Genomic DNA, 19,909 nt, shown 5'->3' with positions numbered 1-19,909 from the left:
CGGCTTATTTATAATAAAAACAGCAGTTATATACTACATTTGCATAAAAAATATACGACATAAGTGAGAAAATAAGTAAAGTTAGATTAAATTAAAAAAAAGTGGATAGTGGGGACAAATGCGGAAACAAATATTTGACAAAATGAAAAAGATAGTATGTCTTTCCATAATTATCTTTTTCTCGATATTAGTGTCAACTGCTGCAGCAGAAAACAACAGTGACATAGGTAGCAGCAGTAGCTCAGAGCAGAACTCAGAGATCCCTGAATATGTAGATGCAGGTTCGGGGAACGTATTTAACAATGTCACGTTTAACAATGTCACATTTATCAATGGGCCTGATTCATGTAACACATTTAATAATGTCGTATTTAACAATGTTACATTTACCTATGATCTGGACCCAAGTGATCAGAACCCAAGAATCATTGTTCGCAATATCCGGAGTCCGGGAGACACCGTTAAAAGTAATTCGGACACTGAAAACGCCGCTAACAATGAATCAAGCGCAGAAAATACCACTAACAATGAAACTGACCCGTCAACCACAATTAATAATGGGCAGTACGCAGGAAGCACCATTTACATAGGACAATACGCAGGAACCTCATTTTACTCAGGAGAATACGCAGGAAGCGCAGCTAACGCATCAGAAAGTACCATAAATAATGGGCAGTACGCAGGGAGCATCATCAACAACGGACAGGATTCAGGAAACACCATTAATTCCGGGGAGGGAGCAGGAAGCACCATATTTGGACCGGATTCAGGAAACGCAGAATATTATGGAGAAGGTTCAGGAAGCACCATAAACAATGGAGAAGATTCAGGAAGCGCAGAATATTATGGAGAAGGTTCAGGAAGCACCATAAATAATGGACCGGATGCAGGAAACACAGAATATTGTGGAGAAGACTCGGGAAACACAGTAAATTATGGAGAAAATTCAGGCACTGCGATTTATAATGGGCCAGTAGCAGGGAGCACCATTAACAATGGACCGGATGCAGGCACCGAGACTTATATTGGGCCAGAAGCGGGGAGCACCATAAACAATGGACCAAATTCAGGTGCCGAGATTTATATTGGGCCTGAAGCAGGGAGCACCATAAACAATGGACCAGTATCAGGGGGCACCATTAACGAGGGGCCAGTAGCAGGGGGTACCATTAACAATGGGCCTTGTTCAGGAAACACAGAATTTTGTGGAGAAGATTCAGGAAGCACCATCAACAATGGAGAAGATTCAGGAAGCACAGAATATAATGGGAAAGATTCAGGAAGCACCATCAACAATGGAGAAGATTCAGGAAGCACAGAATATAATGGAGAAGATTCAGGAAGCACCATCAACAATGGAGAAGATTCAGGAAGCACAGAATATAATGGAGAAAATTCAGGAAGCACCATAAATAATGGACAGGAAACAGAGAGTAACGGTAACGAGGAAGAGAACTAAACACAAAAAACACATTGAATAGGCAGTACTTTCGATATAATTTACGCAGTTGAACTGAGAAGACTCAGTTCCAAAATCCAGGAATTTTTAAATTTACATCCATCACTGGATTTTGGAACTGAGTCACTGAAAAAACAGACATCTGAATCTTTAATTCTAACCCATACAACCTTTTTTGCCATATTGAATCATTCTTGTCACAGCAGAGTTGCGGCTCTGCAGTACACGATCCTTTTCGCTGCGCTCAAGAGGACTAATTTTTAAATCGTGGTACATCTGCTCGACAAAGGAGAGCGGTCTTGTAAACAAAAATCAAAAAAAACGGATAGGCAAATAAAAATCTACTTCTGCTTTTTACTTCTATTCAAGTCTCATCTCTCTTTCTTCTTTTTCTCTTTTGAGAAGGGCTGACAGAAAAGCTGGTGGAAGCGTCCTAAATCATGCAAATTAAAAAGTGATTTCAGCAAATATGTGAAACTTACTTTTTTCCATACAATTTGAAAAAGATACGGAAAACTCAGAGGCTGGAGTGAGAAAATATGAACCTATATATAGTACCTTACTGTTTTATAATTATTAATTTGTAAAAAAAAATATCAGAGGTTTATAACTTGGCGACCAAGAAACAGAAAGCAGCAAAACGCGATAAGAGAGATAAGGAAACGAGCGGCAAAATAAAAACACCAGCTGAGGAAGTTAAGGAATCAAAAGACAAAATAAAAGAACCAGATAAGAAACAAGATAAGAGACAAGATAAGAAAGGAAAAGGAAAATAAAAAGAGGATATTTAAATCAGACCTTTTTTCTCATCTTATCTATAATCCATTTTTTGCATTCTCGAATATCCGAAAATTAAAAAATAGTTTTCTGTGTATTTCTGTATTTATATGAAGAAGCGTAAAACCCCTGAGTCTTTAGCTCAGGGGATATAAGCGTCAACTTCAACCCTGATTCCGTATGTAATATTCTGCCGCCTCTTTACTAACATTTCCGATAGTAGACGCAAAATAACCATCACTCCATAACGTATTCTCACCCCAATAATACTTTTTCAGATATTCTTTTTGAGTTTTCCATAACCTGTTAGTATATTCTTGTTTCAATTTTCTGACAATTGACAAAACGCTAACTTTCGGCTCACTCTTGATCAAGAAATGAATATGGTCTTTGTCAGTTTCCATTTCAAGGATTTTAAAGTTAGACTCTTTTGAAATGTCAATCCTAATCTGTTTGAGTTCTTCGCTAATTGGTTCAAGTATGACTTTTCGGTATTTGCAAACAAAAATAACATGATACATTATCAAAAATTTGCTATGATTCCGTGTTTCATACTTCATATTTACCAAAAAGTACATGTGTTGTTAAAGCATATAATGCCTTTGTATGATGCAAGCGTTCAAATTTAGACTCTATCCTACAACTACACAAGCTATTCAATTGAATCAGCATATAGGTAGCTGTAGATTTGTCTATAATTGGGCACTTGACCAGAAAATTAAAACTTATGAGCAGACAGGGGAATCAATTTCCAGATTTGACTTAAACAAATTAATTCCTACTCTAAAGGCTTCTAATGAGTGGTTAGGAGAAGTTAACTCTCAATCATTACAGGGGATGACTAAGCAGGTTGAATCCGCTTTCACTAGATTCTTTAGAGAGAAAACAGGGTTTCCAAAGTTCAAATCAAAAAAGAATCCGATACAGTCTTTCCCTGTACCTCAACACTACACTGTAAACTTTGAAACTAATACTATCAAGCTTCCTAAAATAGAACCAATTAAAGCAGTTCTTCACAGGAAGTTTGAAGGAGAGCCTAAAACGGCTACGGTATCAAGGACATGTAAAGGACATTACTACATCAGTATCCTTGTTGAAGATGGAAAAGAACTTCCAGTAAAGGAAGCTTTCACAGAATCAACAACAGTAGGAATTGATGTAGGTATCAAAGACTTTGCTGTCCTTTCAACAGGAGAAAAGGTTGAGAATCCAAAGTACTTGAAAAACTCTCTTAAAAGGCTCAAAGTATTACAGAAAAGAGTCTCAAGGAAACAGAAAGGCTCTAAGAACAGGGCAAAAGCTAAACGAAGACTTGCTGTACTCCATGACAAAATAACAAATCAGAGAAATGACTTCCAGAACAAACTCTCTTTTAGACTTGTTAGCGAAAACCAAGCTGTAGCTCTGGAAACTCTAAATGTTAAAGGCATGGTTAAGAATCATCACTTAGCACAGGCTATAAGTGATTCTGCGTGGAGTAGTTTTGTAACAAAGTTGGAATATAAGGCTCAATGGTTTGGAAAAACCGTCCTGAGAATAGGACAATTTGAACCCTCTTCTAAGCTATGTAGTGTGTGTGGATACCACAATAAAGAGCTTCAGCTAAAAGACAGAGAATGGATTTGTCCAGACTGTAAAACCAAACACGATAGAGACATTAATGCCGCTATCAATATCAAAAAATTCGCTCTCATAGATCAGAATCTAATTGGATTATGACACCGTAGGGACTACGGGGATGAGCTTGGGGACTTGCCCTCAATAGAGGGAGGAATGAACCAAGAAGCCACTCAGTCTTTAGCTGAGTGGTAGTTCACTTCTCAAATTCTACAAACTAATTCTTTTACATTTCCCTGTCCCCACTGTATTTAATTATCTCAAATACTCTTTGTGAATTTCCGTGCAAATTTTCCTAAAAACATCTAAAAGTGTCTAAAATCGTTCATATTCTCGGAGTTTTCGAAGAAACTGTAAACATTTTTCCAGGTTATCCGACCAGCTAAAAAAGAGTTTTCCAGTTTTTAAACTATGTTTTGAGTTTCCGGAGCACCAGGACAATGTAAAAAGAACTCTCAAAAGTTTTTTAAATAATTGAATCGTAAACAGTTCTTGTGAGAAAAGAGAAAATTTATTCCCTCCATGTTCTCTTTTCTTTTTTTTCCTGCATATATAGTATTTATCCAACAATATAATACCTGATTTTTTATAGTTGGTTCTCATATGTTACGTTATGTCTAAGAGTGGAGGATCATTTTGGTTTAAGGTGGCAATTGTTATTGCTGTTTTTGCAGGTATATCGAATGCTGTTCTTAAAGTGGTTGGCAATTGGAAACCCAAAAAATAGTGTATATTGTAATTGACAGTTGTAATTAGCAGAAAGTTTCAGCTTTGTTTTCCAGCCCGTACGACCACAACAGGAACTTTTGAACCTCTTACGACTTTTTCTGCAACACTTCCCAACAGAAATTTTCCGAGGCCGGTTTTTCCAAGTGTACCCATTACTATAAGATCCACGTTATTATATTCTGCAAAATTGATAATTTCATCACTCGGGTACCCATCTAAAAGAACTGTTCTTACCTCTACCCCTGCTTCCTCTCCAATCTCCTTAACTTCAGATACTGCTTTCTCCCCATCTCCCATCATAATTTTGTATATTATTTCTTTGCCAGCAGTCCAATTTTCGGAAATTGTAGAAGATGTATTTACTACGTGAAGGGCGTGGACAGTAGCTCCGCTAAGTTTTGCAAGCTCAATACCGTAAGAAATAGCCCTCCGGGTATTCGCGGATCCATCTGTTGCAATCACTATATTTCGGAAAAAATCACTCGTCATGTATTGTTCTCCATTACAGCTTTTAACTCGCATTCAACTTCCATGAAAAAATTATGTGTAAACTCTAAATGCCCTATAATAATGTACTAACCTGATTATAAATATAAGTATGTGAGACAGTACGAAAATGAGTAACTATGAAAAGAGTTACTCACAGCTTCTATGACTTATTTTCAGAGCAGATTCAGACTAATCTTCCATAAAAGAGATTAAATACGAAAAGTGTCATCCGGGTATGCTGTACAGTATCAATCAATTGATCAGGTGTCTCAGGATTTTTATTATTTAATCATAATATTTCATATGTTTCTGCAAGTTACTGTACCTTAAGCTTTTAGCCGTCGGATCAAAACTTATAAGGTCTGTAAAGCCAGATTTATTTCAAAAGGTTTTTTGAAAAAGCTTATTCGAGAAATTAAAATATAAAAAATTCACAAGGAGTGTTTATTCTGGAGCTTAGCTTTAAAGGCGGATGCAGGGAAGTAGGACGTTCGGGTTTGCTTGTAAATGGGGAAGTTCTGCTCGATTACGGTATAAAGGCTGGAGATATCCCCCAATATCCCCAGAATGGCATGGAGCCGAAAGCCGTGCTAATATCCCACGGGCATCTGGACCACTGCGGGGCGGTCCCTAACCTGATGTACCAGAGCCCTGAAGTCTTCATGACCCCCCCTACCGCAGAATTTACCAACCTTTTAGGGAAAGATACCCTCAAGCTTGCAGAAACCACCCTATCAGGTGTGGCTCCTTTTGACCCCGATGATCTTCAAAGGCTTACCCAGCTGACCTGGAGAAAAGACTACGGGGAACCATTCAAAACTCATGGGTACCGTGCCTGCTTCTACAACGCAGGCCATATCCCCGGAGCTTCGGGAATCCATCTGGAATCCGAATTGGGAGAAAGTCTCTTTTACACAGGAGATTTCAGCTTGAAAGAAACAAGGCTTGTGCCCGGTGCAGAAAAGTTTCCTGAGGCTGATACACTTGTGCTTGAAAGTACATACTTCGGAGAAGAACATATCCCGCGAAAAGAAACCGAAGAGCGATTTATAGAATCTGTCCATGAGACCCTGGAGAGAGGAGGCACTGCCCTTATCCCTGCCTTTGCAATAGGCAGAACTCAGGAGATCCTGATGCTGCTTGACGCCCACGGAATCAGGGCTTACGTGGACGGGATGGGCAGAGATGTGTACAAAATCCTCAAAAAAGTTCCAAATTATCTGAGAAATCCGGATCTCCTTGACAGTGCATTCGGACGTGCGATTTCTGTAAGAAAAAAACAGCGGGAATCACTCCTTAAAGAGCCTTCAGTCATTGTCACTACAGCCGGAATGCTGAACGGGGGGCCGGTACTTTATTATCTGAGCCGCCTTTACAAAGACCCAAAATCAAAAATTCTGCTCACAGGCTACCAGGTTGAAGGTACAAACGGCCGGTTGGCACTGAAACACGGAGTCATCGAAACCGATGGGTCTGTCCTTGCTCTCAAGCCCAGAATCGAGCAGTACGACTTTTCTGCCCACTGCGGAGACCAGGAGCTGAAACAGGTCGTAAAGGATTTCTGCAAAAAGGGAACTGAAAGGGTTTTTGTCATGCACGGGGAACGAACCGAAGCTTTTGCACAGTGGATTTCAGAGGAAATAGGCGTAGAAGCTTATGCACCCGCAAACGGGGAATCCTTCAGCATTTAAAGGAAGAAAGGAAAATAGAGGAACAAAAAGAGAAGAAAAAAGGAAAGAAAAATGAGTAAAAGATGAAGTTTTTCAAGAAGCTTCGAAATGCTTAAGCACCCTAAATTCCAATAATCCATGCATGATCCTCAATCCTGAATCCGAAGTTCTTGAAACACTTGCAAAGAGCATCCTTCTGGCTGCGCGGACTGCCCCGAAAACCAAAGGAGTAGACGACATAGTAACTGCCCTTGTTGAAAAAGAGGATATTGAAATCCTTGCCTCGGCAATGGAAAAGCTGGCAGAAGGAAAAGGCGAAGGCTTTTCTTTCCTCAAAAGAGATGCCATAAACCTCAGAAACGCGGGGGCTGCTGTCCTCATAGGAGTCAAAGCCAGCGGGGTGGCAGGCTTGAACTGCGGAGCCTGTGGATTTAAAACCTGTGCAGAAATGCTGGATCAGCAGAAGGTAGAAGCAGATTTTAAAGGTCCAAACTGCATGCTCAAATATGCAGACCTGGGAATTGCTGTGGGAGCAGCTACTGCAAAAGCCAAAGATTTCTGCATTGATAACCGGGTCATGTATTCAATTGGTGCAGCAACGAGGGTTTCCGGCCTTCTGGATGTAGATGTTGCTTTTGGAATCCCTCTGAGTGTGACCGGGAAAAATATCTTCTTTGATAGAAAATAAAGAGCCAGAGACGGCATCTCAAATGTGTTGCCGACTTTGACACTTTATCAGGTTACCATTTTCTCCAGTATTTTTTGAAGAATTTAAGATGGATTCCCGGCAACGACACAGGGAGAATTTGATTTCAGACGATAATCATGTGAACCAAGATCTACAAAGAGAGGAGCTACATATATGTCAGTGGTTGAGTTTGCATTTTTATAATTTCCACCCACATTATTATACAAACAGTTATTATCCAGCACAAAGGTATGTGTTTCAGGGAGATAATTGATCACTGCGTATCCTGTCCCATCAGGGTCTTTTGTGCGTTTCTGGGTATTTACAATTATATTGTTGCGGATAACCGTTATGTATCCTGTACCCTGAGGTGAAAGGTCAACAGGGTCACCTGTACCTGTAGAAACTGAAGGGTACATATTGATAATAGCAGCATGATATATACCATCAAATACGTTATTCTCAATGAGAGTATCGTAAAACCCACTTGTTACTATACCACCTACCCAGTCAATACCGGGGTTCGTACCGGTGTTGTAAAAGGTATTATGATGAATGTGGACATTCTGTGCCTCTTCCTCGGGATAAGACTCTCCATAACCTATCAACCAGATTCCAGGTCCATAAGTGTTATGGATAGTATTATTATAGATCTCTACATCGTTCACGATACCTGTTGATTTCTCGATCAGGATTCCCGGGCCGCCTGCGCTCCAGTCGTAAAAAGAGTCGATCACATTATCGTGGAATTTTATGTGGTTTGAGTTCCATATTCTAAGACCACTATTAGTCCTGCAAGTTATTGTGTTGTTCCAGGCTTCTACGTTCGTGCACTCAATTGCGTAAAGACCGTCATGCCCCAATTTATACACTTTGTTGTTGTAAAATTGAATGTTGGATCCCTTATCTACTTTCAGCCCGTCTCCATGCCCATCATGCAGGTACATGTCATGAACCTGTATGTTTTTAGAATTTAGGAAATGAATCATATTGTAATACCCATCTCCTTTCTTCTTGTCCTGATTATGGTCATGATCTCCGTTGATTTCAAATCCTTTTATAGTGACTCTATGGATTCCGGCACTGTCAATCTGAGTTATCAGTGGCTTACCCACCGGCCAGCCTGCTTTGTCTTTAAGTTTAATTACGGCTGTGGAATCCCCCTCAAGGACCGTATTACTTCCAATTAAAATACTATCAGAGATATCGTATATATTTGGACCCTTTAAATAAACGGTTGAATACTGTCGATTTTCTGCAACATATGCCAGAGCTTGATTTATCTCTACCTGGTCGTCACTTCCATCACAGGTGAAGTTTCCGCTTCCATCGCCAGCTACATACACAGTCTTATTTAACGGTATAAGAGAATAATCAGATTGTATAGCATAAAGAATGTATATTCCCAGTGCGATCAGGAAAAGAAGAATTACAATGGAAATTCCTATTTTTTTCCTGTTTTGCCGTACGTACCTCAGATGTTTTTCATTCATTTTATCCCTTACTTTTAATTATGAACTTCAGCCTTGAGAATATTTTGAGTGTGGATTTTTGATCGGGCTTGATAAATACCAGTGTCCTGGCAATTTAATTATTCTACACAATATTTAGACATTTTCTCATCGGCATTCTTCTTCGTAAATTTTCATTCAATTTTCTTTTCTTGTTTGTTTCTCCTCTTCGTCCATGCATCCACTTCATGGGAAAGTTAATCTATGTCACCGGTCCTTCTGTCTGTACATTCGATATCCATATCACATTGATCTCAATTTCTGCGGCGTTCAGTTCCATTCCCAACATATTCGTAATCATATTTTTCTTGACTTTCCGGCTTCATTGGAATGGACTTTCTCTTATCTTTAAGAAGTTGTTTTGGTTTCTCGTCAAGGCAGACAAGAGGGTTTTTAGAATCAATCCTCTTCGTACAGATTAAGAATGCCGTACATACTTTCCCTATATTCAGAATCAATAGTCTGAATGCACCACATCCGCCTCAATAAGGGCTTAGTTTTGCCTTTTTCAAAATAAGCCTGATACTCTCTTTGCTTATTGTTTCAAATCCTTCTTTCTTCCTCAGTTCTTCGGTAAGCAGAGACAGCGACCATCGTTTGCTTCCATAAGGAGAACTGCTACAAGCTAAAGCGATTACTTCTGCAACATGTTTTTCGGTGTATTTTACAGGCTGACCGGATCTTGGCTTGTCCATAAGAGCGTTCGGGAGACCTTCTTCCACATACCTCTTCCTTATATTCAAAGTAGTATTTCTGGAAACACCTAATGTTTCCGCTATCTCAATAACTCCTTTTCGCTGGTTTGACAGGAGGAGGATGCGAGCCCGGGTTAGTTCCCTTGCGTTTTTATGTCCTTTTCTCACAAAGTCCATAAGGAAACTTACCTCATGATCTTCAAGTTTAATCTGTAGCATGAAAGTATAAAGAGATTCAAAGCTTATAAAGACGACCAATAATTAAATGGTTGAGACTAACCCGAATTAACGCTCATGGAGATGCCGACGGTCTTCCATGAAGTGAGAAGCCGCTAGGTCTTTAGCTTAGGGATAATTCACAGGAAACTATTCCATAACCAATATAATAGTTGCTTTAGAAATTTGAAGAGGATACTAATAAGGGAAAGATCAGAAGAGCCTTAAACAAGTCCCCTTCTCCTTTCACTTCTGTATTCTTCAAAGAGGCTTTGCAATTCATCTTCCTTGGCTTTGTGGCGTTTGATTTCGACTTCTTTTTCCCACTCAACAATTGCGGTTTTCAGGGTTTCGGGTTCTGCCATTGCAAAGTCTTCCGCCCTTTCAAGCGGGATACCCCTTAAGACCGGCACGTCCCCCTTGAAAAAAGTATCTTCTGCTGCATGTGATATATCTTCCGGGATGAGCACTGCCCGAACTCTAGCTTCTACAAGGATCTGGGCGGTTGCTGCTCCTCCTCCGCTTGGATTTTCAAGGAAAACCACATCTCCTGGCTTGAGCCCGTACTTTTCCTGTGTTTCGGCAATGGACTCCTTTGTAAAAGCTGCAATAACCTTTACAGGGATACCTTCACCACGGATTTCCATTTTCCGGATTTTACGCAGTTTGTTGCTCCTGCGCCTGAGTTCTTTGACAGTTTTATTTTTATTGCTGAGCTCTTTTTTCAGGTTCTCTATGGTGCTGTCCCTTATCTGGATTTCTTTTGATTTCCGGACTTCACCGTAAGCTTCTTTTTTGAAGCCTTTTAACCTTGAATCAAGCTTTGAGATTTTCCTGTCTTTTGCAATAAGTTCCTGTTTTAATTCTTCTACATAATCCTGCAGGTTCTGAATCTGTTCTCCCTGTCTCTGAACAGTCTCTCTCATTTTCAAAAGAGATTCTTCAACTACCCTTTCCTCGGGTTTTTCAGGAGCAGCCCTTGCCTTCAGCTTTTCAGGAGCAATCGAGACAGCCCGTACTTTTTCGATCGCAGCTTCTATTGAGTCTCCACGGATTACATGAAGCTTTATCAATTCGAGGTCCGCATTTGCCGGGGCTTTCTTTTCAATCCGCATAAAGATATTCTTGTAGCTCCTGTAGGTGAGAAGGGCTGCAGTTAAGGCATCCCTTTCATGGTCATTGGAATAGCCGAAGGTTTTTCCAAGCGAAATTTTTTCTTCGGCAGAAACCTCGATTCCAGGGCTTGCAGGGACTGCATTAAAGCTCCTCCGGATTTTTTCAACCGAGCCTGGTATTGGAGTGACATCGCTTGCAATTACTGCAGGTTTTCCGTATTCGGCAATAAGCTTGACAACTTCATCAGGAGCTATTCCCCTGGAGCTTTTCAAATAGAGGAGGTCTCCATCAAGAGAAAGAATAGCTATGCCCACGGTTGTTCCCGGATCGAGTCCTACGATTGTGAATTTCCGCCTGGAATTCTTCGGTTTCAGGGGAACATAACGGATTTTGTCGCGTTCGACACTTCTCACACTTACCTGCGCATCACTGCTCGCCATTGGATGTATTGGAATCTCTCCGCGTTTTGCATAGACTGTAAATTCAGATCTGACATAGCCCCCAAACCCTTTCACGTTTACAGCTTCGAATCTAATCCCTTTTTCCCGTGAAAGATCCTTGAGGGTATTTTCAATCTCCCGACTTTTCTGAAGCACCGCTCCGTGTACCTTTCTTCTGTACCGGTTCTGGCTCCAGCCTCCCCGCCCGAGGGAACGGGCTCTACTGACTTTAATTCTCGTAATATCTTCAAAAAGAGAGACCTCATGCCCTACCCCCAGATCTGCAAGCCGGGCACAGACTTCAGCTTCGTCATTAGGGTTTTGGGGGTCAAAGGAAAAACCGTACTTCCGTGCAATTCTGACCAGAGGTTCCTGATGAAGCCCACCTGTAACCTGAACGAGTTTAACCTCATCAGGCAGGTGTTCCATAAGAGAAAAGAGCTCTGTTCTGTCAGCCGCAAGCTCGAAAATATTGTCAACGGCTATAATCACCGGTCTGTCCATCTGGATCAGATTAAAGATCTTCTGGCGGCGGAGCATACTCTGATGGAAAACTTCTCCATCCCTCAGGATAGCCAGAGCATAGCGAGGAAGTTCCTTTGCCCTTGGGGAACCCCGGGCAATATCAATTCCATAGATGATCCTGTTTTGCATGAACACCTATATATTATCTCTTGTTGAATATATATTTAACTGATTTATACCTTTATTTTACAAAATTAACATAGCCTATAATAGCCTATAAGGTCCTGCTTTTTCACCTCATCTAACTTCAATTTTTAAAATTTTACCCGCCTTTGAGTTTTCTCGGGAGAAAATATACCCTTCAATTAGCCTTTTCCCACAATTAATCATTTCATTGGTTAGATTGCAGCTAAAAACTTAAAATTGAGTCAATTTAAGGAATATCAAGAAAATAGGCCCCAATAGATTTAAGGAGCATTTTCGAGAGCGTTAGAACTGAATTATAATATTTACATATAAAAATGACAGACACCCTCATCATTTAAGGACTGGTAGGATTAGAGAATCACAGTTGAAAAACGTAGGATGAAGGCGGTCTTCGGAGGACCACGGTGCGTGTGACATTGTTGTAGCTTGCTCAGAGGGAAAGTCAAGTTGTGAACTACCAATATTTATCGCAACAAAAAATTTTTACGATAAGAAATTTTTATTTTCTTTATCCGATCTGAGTTTACTTATCTTTTATCTGTTTCTTTGAATTCCTCTCTTTTCCGAACGCTTCTTCTTAGCTGTAATTTTCTTTATCTTTATTTTCTTCGCTGACATTCCCCTCATTTAGACCTTCTCCCTTTTACCTGTTTCTTCAGTAATTGCTTCTTCTCTGCTTGCTTCTTCTCTGCTTGCTTCATCTCTGCTTGATTCGATTAAGCTTGCTTCACTTTTGATCTCTTCGAAAACTTCTTTAAGCTCCCTTTTAATATCATATTTCCGGTAAAAATGAACCAGCACATTTGAAATATCCCTTTCGAGAATTTCGTCAGCTTGGGGATGGTCAGGAGTTATATATTGAGGCCAGTCAATGAGCTGGACGCCTTCTTCGGATACAAAGATGTTATATTCGCTTAAATCGGCATGGATAACTCCCAGAGAATAGGTTATCTTTACCTGCCTGAGAATCTCATCGAGATACCATTCAGCGTTAAGAAGCTTTGTTTTTGAGAGCAGGCTGCCTTTTGCAAGCTCCATGACAATTGCATGCCTGTTCTGATCCAGGGGTTTTGGGATAGACACCTGCGGGTACACCCTTGTCATGATCTCATACTCCCTCTGGGCAGCAAGACGAGCAGCATAAATCCATGAAAAGTGTTCTCTTTCCCCAATGTGTTCACGTACTCTTTTTATTTGCTTGAAGCTGGTCCTGCCTTCCCTGTGAAATTTGATTACGACCGGAGAAGGCTCCCCTATTGCAAGCTCAGGCTGCCGGATCGCTTCCAAAATGACGGACTCCTTACCTACCCCTACTTCATCCCCTATGGCACTGATGCTTTTCCTTTTCACAAAGGCATTGAGAGCGAGGGCATCATAGCCCTCAAAATAAATCTGATATCCTTCATAAGGCTGGGTGGTCCTGACCACAAGTTTATCCCGGACAAGCTTCTTCAGCCTGTATTCCAGCTTATCAAAAGGCATTTTAGTGTATTTATTCAATTCCTCTATAGGCACCCACTCAAAATGTTTCATCCCTGTCTCGATGCCTGTAAGTGTCCTGAAATCCTTTGCATCGATTTTTTTGAAAACCTTTAGCACTTCGTCGATCATCCTATCCTGTTATACATATCCCCTTCGATATTTAAATGATCGCCCGAATTGTGTCACGCCCGAATTGCGCTTTGGGATCGCAGGAAATCGGAGATTTTACGGGAGTTGCGATGTAATCGCAACAGTACGCTGTCCTTTTCGCTGCACTCAAGAGGACTTAAAGTATAGATATTTCTGCCCCATACAAAATCATTCACTGTGAAGGACACCTGTAAGACACTAACAAGTAGAAATGAACAGGCAAGCTGGCGGAGGCACTGATATAAATTGTGTATTGAAAAAAGTTATTCGGGATCATGAGAAGCATTTTTCAGGTCATGTGAGGGCATTTATCCATAAAAATTGGTTTCTCTAAATAGCATGGTAGGTTCGCTTGTTGTTATTTATTAGTTGATGACGGGCTGGCTAAGTCCTGTGCAAAAGGGAGAAAACTAAAAGATTCCATTTTCGGGCACTCCGGAATAATATCAACTGATTAATAATGGGCCCGGAGAAACAGAAATGAAAAAAATTCCGGTTCCATCTTGTACTGTATCGTTAGAGCAATTCCAATATCTATAAAGCTTTAACTTTCTTATATACCAGACATGCAGGAGATTATTTTTATTGATGAAGGCAGCCTTCCCACACCTGAGGGTGTCACGAGGGAGTGGGTAAAGGCTGCAGCTGAAAACCGGGACGAGGACGAAAAACTTTTTTCAATGATAAGGGAAGCTTTCCAGAGAAAAATTGATGTGGGAGTACACGTTCCCACATATCCCCAGTTTAGAGATATGATAGGCCAGTTCCTGGATATCATCATAGAAGAAAAAAATTGTTATGAACCTTATGTGCTAAAAGAAGAAAATGCAAAGATCCTTGAGCTGGAAATAATCGATGCAGTCGCAAAACAATTCAAAAAAGAGACCGGAAAGACTATTGAAGCCAGGGTTTGTATTGCAGGCCCTACGGATATGTATCTTCAAGCTTTCGGGGCAACAGCTTTTGTGGACGCATACCATATTCTTGCACTGGATATTGAGAAATTCATTAAACAGGCATTTAAAACAGCAAAAAATTTCAAAATTAAAGTTATAGCTCTGGATGAAATCAGCCTGGGATTAAACGATAAGATTCAATTTTCTGACGCTGACATCATATCGGCTCTTACCGTTGCTTCCAATTATGCCCGGCAGCAGGGAACTGACGTGGAGATTCACCTGTATTCCCCATTGAAATATAAGCTTATATGCGAAACCCCGATCAATGTCATCGGATTTGAGTATGCAGCAACTCCTTCCTACCTGGATCTTCTGGACAGAAAAGTACTGGAGAATTCAAATACTTATATAGGAGTCGGAATATCGAGAACCGATATTTTCAGTCTTATAAGTATTGTCAATGAAAAGTATGGAATTAATGCCTGGGAGGAAAAGGAGTACATGCAAAAAATCGTAACTGAGCTCGAGACTCCGGATGTCATAAAAAAGAGGCTTGAAACGGCTTTTTCCGTTCTTGGAGATCGCATAAAGTATGCAAGCCCGGACTGCGGGCTAGCGTTCTGGCCTGATCAGGACCTCGCTTTCAAGCTTCTTGAAAATACCGCAAAAGGTATAAATGAATTTAATGCAGAAAAGAAGAACTCTGGTCCAAACCGGACATGAAATTCTTTGAATTACAGGCGCAAACATTGCAGAGATGGCAATCACTGCATGGAAAATACCCAATGGTATGTTTAAGGCGAAATGGAAGGCAGCCGAGGCAAGCAGACTTTCTACCTGGACGTCGAAGATACGTACCAGGGCATCAAGCACGTCGACATGGTTCCCAACCTGTTGTCCCAGACCCTGGCAACCATTGAGATCGGCAAAGACGTCGTGCTGAGCCACGGCTACATCAAGAACAACTTCGATATGGAAAGCGGATGAAGAATGGCTGGAAGAATTCCGGATTTCCCTGGACCTATAGTCAATCCAGAGTTAACATGCTTGCCATGCGTCAATAAATGACCTCTCTTCGACGACATCCTGTACCAGCACCACCGGAACTGGGCAGGATCGCCTGCGACCTTTGTGCTAATACAGGGGCAGTGCAAATATATTTATTCAACTTAAATACCTGCGTTGTATCATAGATTTGAAGGATAACGGACTGTCCATTCTGTAGAGTCAAATACAAGGGGATACCCAGCATTTACCCACGAATCGATACCATTCTGAATGTTATATACTCTTTTGTAACCCGCATCTGCTATCAACTGGCTTGCAGCAGCACCTCTTTTTCCTGTTTTACAAAAAACAAGTATTTTTGTATTTTTATTCACTGGAAATTCATCCATTCTATTCGGCAATAGGTAACTATCGGATAAATTAACAAGATCATATGCCGGCACATTTTTTAATGGGATCAGTTTTGCTCCTTCAACATGCCCGTATTTGTATTCAGCGGGGGTACGAACATCCAGAATAAACACACATTTTTGTTCGAGTATCTCACTAGCAACACAGGGCGTAACATTTTTGTATCCAGCAGAAACAGTACAATCAATCTCAGGTACTGATCCTGCAATACCCGGGGCAATTATGAGAAGCGCAATCAGAATTGCAGAACCTGACAAGTATTGTTTATTCAACTAATTCCTCCACCTAAATTTATTCTTCTCTATTTTTAACTCAAAATTTTTACCATTTCTATTGTCCTCTTCTTTTTGAACTCATCCCAATCTACTTTTATTTGACTTACTATTTTATTTTTCATAATATGTCCATTAAAGCTCGCCGTACCCGCTGAATTCGTAGTACCGGGGATCGAACCATCTATTGATGTCACAGTCAGCCGGCTATAGCAACTTGCCTGGTATCGTCCTGAACGACTTCGCGTTGAAACTAACCGTTTTTCTTGACATTGCCAATCCAACTGCCACCAAAGTAATCACGAAACAACTTTGCAGTTAATTCTGCCATGTTCGTTTCTACTTTTGATTACTATCTCGAAAATAATATCATATTGAAATTATAAATTTAGAAATATATCATTTCTGCTAATATAAAAAATAAGAATAAACTCAGATCCTCATCATCAGAAGACCCTAGAAGCACCAAGAGCTGAAAACCACAATAAAACCGGGAAATCTGAGATTATTTTTCAGAAAATTCTAGCAACAAATATTGTATTTTATGCCAGGAACCCTGACAGGTACAAAAAAGCAACTATTCACATAGCTATATATGTAGAAAAAATATTATTCAAATATCTGGCCTTATTTCTTCAAGATTTTAATATGGACTCTCCCCAGGGGTGTGACCTCTCCCAGTTTCTAATAGCCTCAAGTTCCAAATACAGAAAGTTTCTGTATGACAAATAAATTGTTTCTGTATGACAAATAAATTGTTTCTGTATGACAAATAAATCGTTTCTGTTATCTCGTCGATACTCTACGTTTTTGTAGTCATAGTGTCACCATTTGCTGTATAATGACAGCTTTCTGTTTGTTTGCGTATCTTCATAAATGATAAGGTATCATAATAGCTTGGAGTGAATAACTGTGCATAAATTAATAAAAATAGTGGGTTATATATTAGCGATAATAGGTTTTGCTCATGTTGTAAAACACATCATGTATTGCAAAGAATTTCGCTGTTTGTGTGGCTGGCATAAAATAAAAGTAGAAGACGAAAAACCGGCTGATTCAACTGTATCGCATAAAATAAAAGTAGAAGATGAAGAACGAAAAGGTTCAAGGTACGGTTCTAATCCTGTTCGTTATTAAACCCGGAACCATACGTGGAAGGATTATCCCAGACTTCAGGGATAAGGATAGGTATCGTAGGCAGGCATGAAGACCCTGCCTATCTAAGGACCAGTTGCGCATTAAGGATGAACAGATAGAAAAGCTAAACGAAGTTATCCAAAGTTAAGCGGTCCATATTAAATGTTTTTTTTCCATAATAGTGAATTCCCAAAAAGGGTTGGCAGTCATTATGGAGCTAATCCTGTTTGAGATTCTTCATTTTGAGGGAGTGAAAGACACCTGTTTGCTCATTACTTTCAGTTTCTTGATTGCTGAGATTGTTGCCTGAGATTCTTTGTAAATCTTGTCTTCATAATAACTTATGATCTCGTCAACAGGTGCTATCAGAGAATAAATCTTCATTGGTCGCCCTTTCCCGGGCTTTTTTTCTGAGCGCACACTGATCCAGGATTGGCTGTGCATTAGCCTTATTGCAAGACTGACTTCAGGTTGTCTTAATCTAGTACTTATTTCTATTTCCTGGGATGAAGCTTCGTTTACAGTCATAAGATACGCCATGGCTGTAGCAGCATTTCTTGACATCCCGAGATCACTTAATGCTTTAATAAAAATATGGTCGTTTTCGTCCAACATTTTTACTTCAGAATCTTTCATGATGACTCCTCGATATATCTAGTGTTATGGATAGTTTGTCAGCTTAAAGAATGCTCTTATAATTACTTATTAAAGTTGATGATACCTTATAAACATTTTCAAAAAATATGCATTTGCATGATAAAAGGTGCCGTTTTTACATTTTGAAGCTACTAAATAGCGTTTTTTCTTTATTCATTGGTTAACCACATAACATCCCCTAGAAACCTTCTAGCAACCTTGTCACAAGAAAGGCCAGAACTATCGTTTGGGATAAGAATAGGTAGCTCTAAAATAATTATGTGTTGCCGAAAATATTTCGTAACGAACCCCGGGTATATTTCAGTCCAAACGTACAATTTTTACAAGAGACTGAATTGGAACATTAGAGATTGTATCTGCACCTTTTTTGTCGACCAGTACCGCTACAACTCTTGGTTTTGCATCCATTTCTCTCAGCTTCCCAATCACTTCCATACTTGTTGAACCGGTGGTAACTACATCATCCACAATAACACAGTTTTTACCGGCAACGGATCCAAAATTTCTGCTTATGGTCCCTCTGTTGCCTGCATGAGCTATATCCTGTCCTGTACGATGATAAATAGCTAAATCTGCACCCAGTTCATATGCCATCATGCTTGCCAGAGGAATACCATTGGCAGCAATACCAACAACCACGTCTACATCGGCATTTGCCTTTTCCAGGGTCTCAAGCACCATGTCGCAAAGTGCAAGCGAAATATTATGGAGACGTTGAGCACTTTTCCCTATACTGCTCCAGTTTACAGAAATATCTTTTGGAGCGGGGGTTGTTTCTTCTTTTTTTGAACGGGTTAAAAGCCAGGTAACCGTTTCCCTTGAAACGTTGAGTTCATCGGCAATCTGGGCGGTAATAAGCCCGCTATTCTGCAGTTCCACAGCTTTCTGGATTAAATCTTCTATATCCTTCATGCTTCTATTCCCACCTGAAATTTTTATCCGGCTGTATTTCCGGAATCTCTAAATTAAAACCGTATTATAATATCAAGCGCTATATCTCTTTTTTCAATTTAAGATTGACTCTTTTATAACTTCCTCTTCTATAAAGAGGAAAGCCGCAGATGGGGGCAGGCTTCCCCATTATCAAAAGTTTTTCTGCAGTCCATAAATTGCTTTTTCCAGATAATGATATCCTTAATCTTTTTCATCTGGATTCAGTTAAGATACAAAACCTCTAAAGATGTAAATTTTATGCCAGCATCTAACATTTAAGCCTGAAAGTCGCTAAGATGGTATTTGAAGTTGTGCATTTGGAAAAGTTCTGCAAGAAACAGATCTTTAGACCATATTTATATGTAACTAAAGTATCTTTTAATTTTGATGCTTCTTTTTGGACATATTGGCGTCACGTTGGGGGTATTTTTCGGATTTGCATTTTTCATACCACAATTAAGGACCATTATAGATCCAACATACCTGGTCATTGGATCACTCCTTCCAGACTTAATAGATAAACCTCTAGGAATGGTTATCTTTTCTTCTACCATTGCAAACGGACGGATAATAGCTCATACATTGTTATTTTCTTTTACCCTCTTTCTGACAGGTTTATACTTATATGATAAAAGTGGAGATATCAAAGTCCTTACCCTTGCAACAGGTTCTATTTTTCACCTTATGGAAGATAAGATGTGGGCATCACCTCGAACTTTATTTTGGCCTCTCCTGGGATGGCGTTTCCGCAAAAATCCGCATCAAACTGGACTAAAATACTTATTGACACTTTTTAAAAAATCATTTAGAGAGTTATAAAGCAGACCATTTGTGAAGGCTTTGCCTGTCGAAGGACCACCTGCACAAAAAAAAAATGATAC

General features: G+C 39.9%; 17 protein-coding genes and 1 pseudogene. 9 read left to right on the top strand and 9 right to left on the bottom strand.

Annotation, left to right across the window (positions count from 1 at the left end):
• Window positions 1–118: 118 nt before the first annotated feature.
• Together MSWH1_RS05970 and MSWH1_RS18865 are read left to right on the top strand one after the other, a co-directional pair.
• Window positions 119–1,459, top strand: coding sequence for a hypothetical protein (locus tag MSWH1_RS05970; RefSeq protein ID WP_048126944.1), 1,341 nt, complete (start codon window positions 119–121; stop codon window positions 1,457–1,459).
• A gap of 611 nt (window positions 1,460–2,070) precedes the next feature.
• Window positions 2,071–2,235, top strand: coding sequence for a hypothetical protein (locus MSWH1_RS18865; protein ID WP_156148084.1), 165 nt, complete (start codon window positions 2,071–2,073; stop codon window positions 2,233–2,235).
• A 165-nt stretch (window positions 2,236–2,400) separates the two neighbouring features.
• Here MSWH1_RS18865 and tnpA read toward each other — a convergent pair whose 3' ends face one another.
• Complete coding sequence (gene tnpA / locus MSWH1_RS05965; protein ID WP_082088041.1) at window positions 2,401–2,814, bottom strand: IS200/IS605 family transposase; 414 nt, start codon at window positions 2,812–2,814, stop codon at window positions 2,401–2,403.
• Window positions 2,815–2,842: 28 nt separating this feature from the next.
• Here tnpA and tnpB point away from each other — a divergent pair, with 28 nt between their 5' ends.
• Entirely contained in the window at window positions 2,843–3,955 is a 1,113-nt protein-coding gene (tnpB, locus tag MSWH1_RS05960; protein WP_048126942.1) for an IS200/IS605 family element RNA-guided endonuclease TnpB, read from the top strand.
• A gap of 663 nt (window positions 3,956–4,618) precedes the next feature.
• Here the strand turns inward: tnpB and MSWH1_RS05955 are convergent.
• The gene (locus tag MSWH1_RS05955; RefSeq protein WP_048126940.1) at window positions 4,619–5,071 is read right to left on the bottom strand and encodes a universal stress protein; all 453 of its coding nucleotides are present in this window, start codon (window positions 5,069–5,071) and stop codon (window positions 4,619–4,621) included.
• A 440-nt stretch (window positions 5,072–5,511) separates the two neighbouring features.
• On the opposite strand from MSWH1_RS05955, the gene MSWH1_RS05950 reads away from it, so the two are divergent.
• Window positions 5,512–6,762: an MBL fold metallo-hydrolase gene (locus tag MSWH1_RS05950; protein WP_048126938.1), complete on the top strand. Its 1,251-nt coding sequence runs from the start codon at window positions 5,512–5,514 to the stop codon at window positions 6,760–6,762.
• Between the two features lie 121 nt (window positions 6,763–6,883).
• Window positions 6,884–7,429: a ferredoxin domain-containing protein gene (locus MSWH1_RS05945; protein ID WP_048126936.1), complete on the top strand. Its 546-nt coding sequence runs from the start codon at window positions 6,884–6,886 to the stop codon at window positions 7,427–7,429.
• Between the two features lie 83 nt (window positions 7,430–7,512).
• Here the strand turns inward: MSWH1_RS05945 and MSWH1_RS05940 are convergent, their stop codons facing one another.
• The 4 genes and pseudogenes from MSWH1_RS05940 to MSWH1_RS05920 form a co-directional block, all read right to left on the bottom strand.
• Window positions 7,513–8,922, bottom strand: coding sequence for a right-handed parallel beta-helix repeat-containing protein (locus MSWH1_RS05940; RefSeq protein ID WP_048126934.1), 1,410 nt, complete (start codon window positions 8,920–8,922; stop codon window positions 7,513–7,515).
• A 152-nt stretch (window positions 8,923–9,074) separates the two neighbouring features.
• Window positions 9,075–9,854: pseudogene (locus MSWH1_RS17975) on the bottom strand (IS630 family transposase).
• A gap of 221 nt (window positions 9,855–10,075) precedes the next feature.
• Entirely contained in the window at window positions 10,076–12,067 is a 1,992-nt protein-coding gene (locus tag MSWH1_RS05925) for a DUF460 domain-containing protein (RefSeq protein WP_048126932.1), read from the bottom strand.
• A 639-nt stretch (window positions 12,068–12,706) separates the two neighbouring features.
• Window positions 12,707–13,690 carry a serine/threonine-protein kinase RIO2 gene (locus tag MSWH1_RS05920; protein ID WP_048126930.1) on the bottom strand — a complete coding sequence of 328 codons (984 nt, stop codon included), beginning with the start codon at window positions 13,688–13,690 and terminating at the stop codon, window positions 12,707–12,709.
• 587 nt (window positions 13,691–14,277) lie between these two features.
• Here MSWH1_RS05920 and MSWH1_RS05915 point away from each other — a divergent pair.
• Window positions 14,278–15,333 carry a methionine synthase gene (locus MSWH1_RS05915; RefSeq protein ID WP_048126928.1) on the top strand — a complete coding sequence of 352 codons (1,056 nt, stop codon included), beginning with the start codon at window positions 14,278–14,280 and terminating at the stop codon, window positions 15,331–15,333.
• An 81-nt stretch (window positions 15,334–15,414) separates the two neighbouring features.
• On the top strand, window positions 15,415–15,597 hold the full coding sequence (locus tag MSWH1_RS05910) for a hypothetical protein (protein ID WP_048126926.1): 183 nt from the start codon (window positions 15,415–15,417) through the stop codon (window positions 15,595–15,597).
• 200 nt (window positions 15,598–15,797) lie between these two features.
• Here MSWH1_RS05910 and MSWH1_RS05905 read toward each other — a convergent pair whose 3' ends face one another.
• Window positions 15,798–16,301, bottom strand: coding sequence for a rhodanese-like domain-containing protein (locus MSWH1_RS05905; protein ID WP_048126924.1), 504 nt, complete (start codon window positions 16,299–16,301; stop codon window positions 15,798–15,800).
• A 912-nt stretch (window positions 16,302–17,213) separates the two neighbouring features.
• Here MSWH1_RS05905 and MSWH1_RS05900 point away from each other — a divergent pair.
• A complete protein-coding gene (locus MSWH1_RS05900) occupies window positions 17,214–17,438 on the top strand; it encodes a hypothetical protein (protein WP_048126922.1) in 225 nt (74 codons plus the stop codon).
• A gap of 237 nt (window positions 17,439–17,675) precedes the next feature.
• Here the strand turns inward: MSWH1_RS05900 and MSWH1_RS05895 are convergent, their stop codons facing one another.
• Together MSWH1_RS05895 and MSWH1_RS05890 are read right to left on the bottom strand one after the other, a co-directional pair.
• Window positions 17,676–18,074 (bottom strand): transcriptional regulator protein, encoded by a 399-nt coding sequence (locus MSWH1_RS05895; RefSeq protein ID WP_048126919.1) that lies wholly within the window; start codon window positions 18,072–18,074, stop codon window positions 17,676–17,678.
• 321 nt (window positions 18,075–18,395) lie between these two features.
• Window positions 18,396–19,007 carry an orotate phosphoribosyltransferase-like protein gene (locus tag MSWH1_RS05890; protein ID WP_048126917.1) on the bottom strand — a complete coding sequence of 204 codons (612 nt, stop codon included), beginning with the start codon at window positions 19,005–19,007 and terminating at the stop codon, window positions 18,396–18,398.
• Window positions 19,008–19,415: 408 nt separating this feature from the next.
• On the opposite strand from MSWH1_RS05890, the gene MSWH1_RS05885 reads away from it, so the two are divergent.
• Window positions 19,416–19,847, top strand: coding sequence for a metal-dependent hydrolase (locus MSWH1_RS05885; protein WP_048126915.1), 432 nt, complete (start codon window positions 19,416–19,418; stop codon window positions 19,845–19,847).
• The last annotated feature ends 62 nt before the right edge of the window (window positions 19,848–19,909 follow it).

It is taken from the genome of Methanosarcina sp. WH1 (genome assembly GCF_000970005.1).
Classification (GTDB): Archaea; Halobacteriota; Methanosarcinia; order Methanosarcinales; family Methanosarcinaceae; genus Methanosarcina.
Note: the sequence above shows the minus strand (reverse complement) of the source record. Positions and strands in the feature narration are given on the sequence as shown.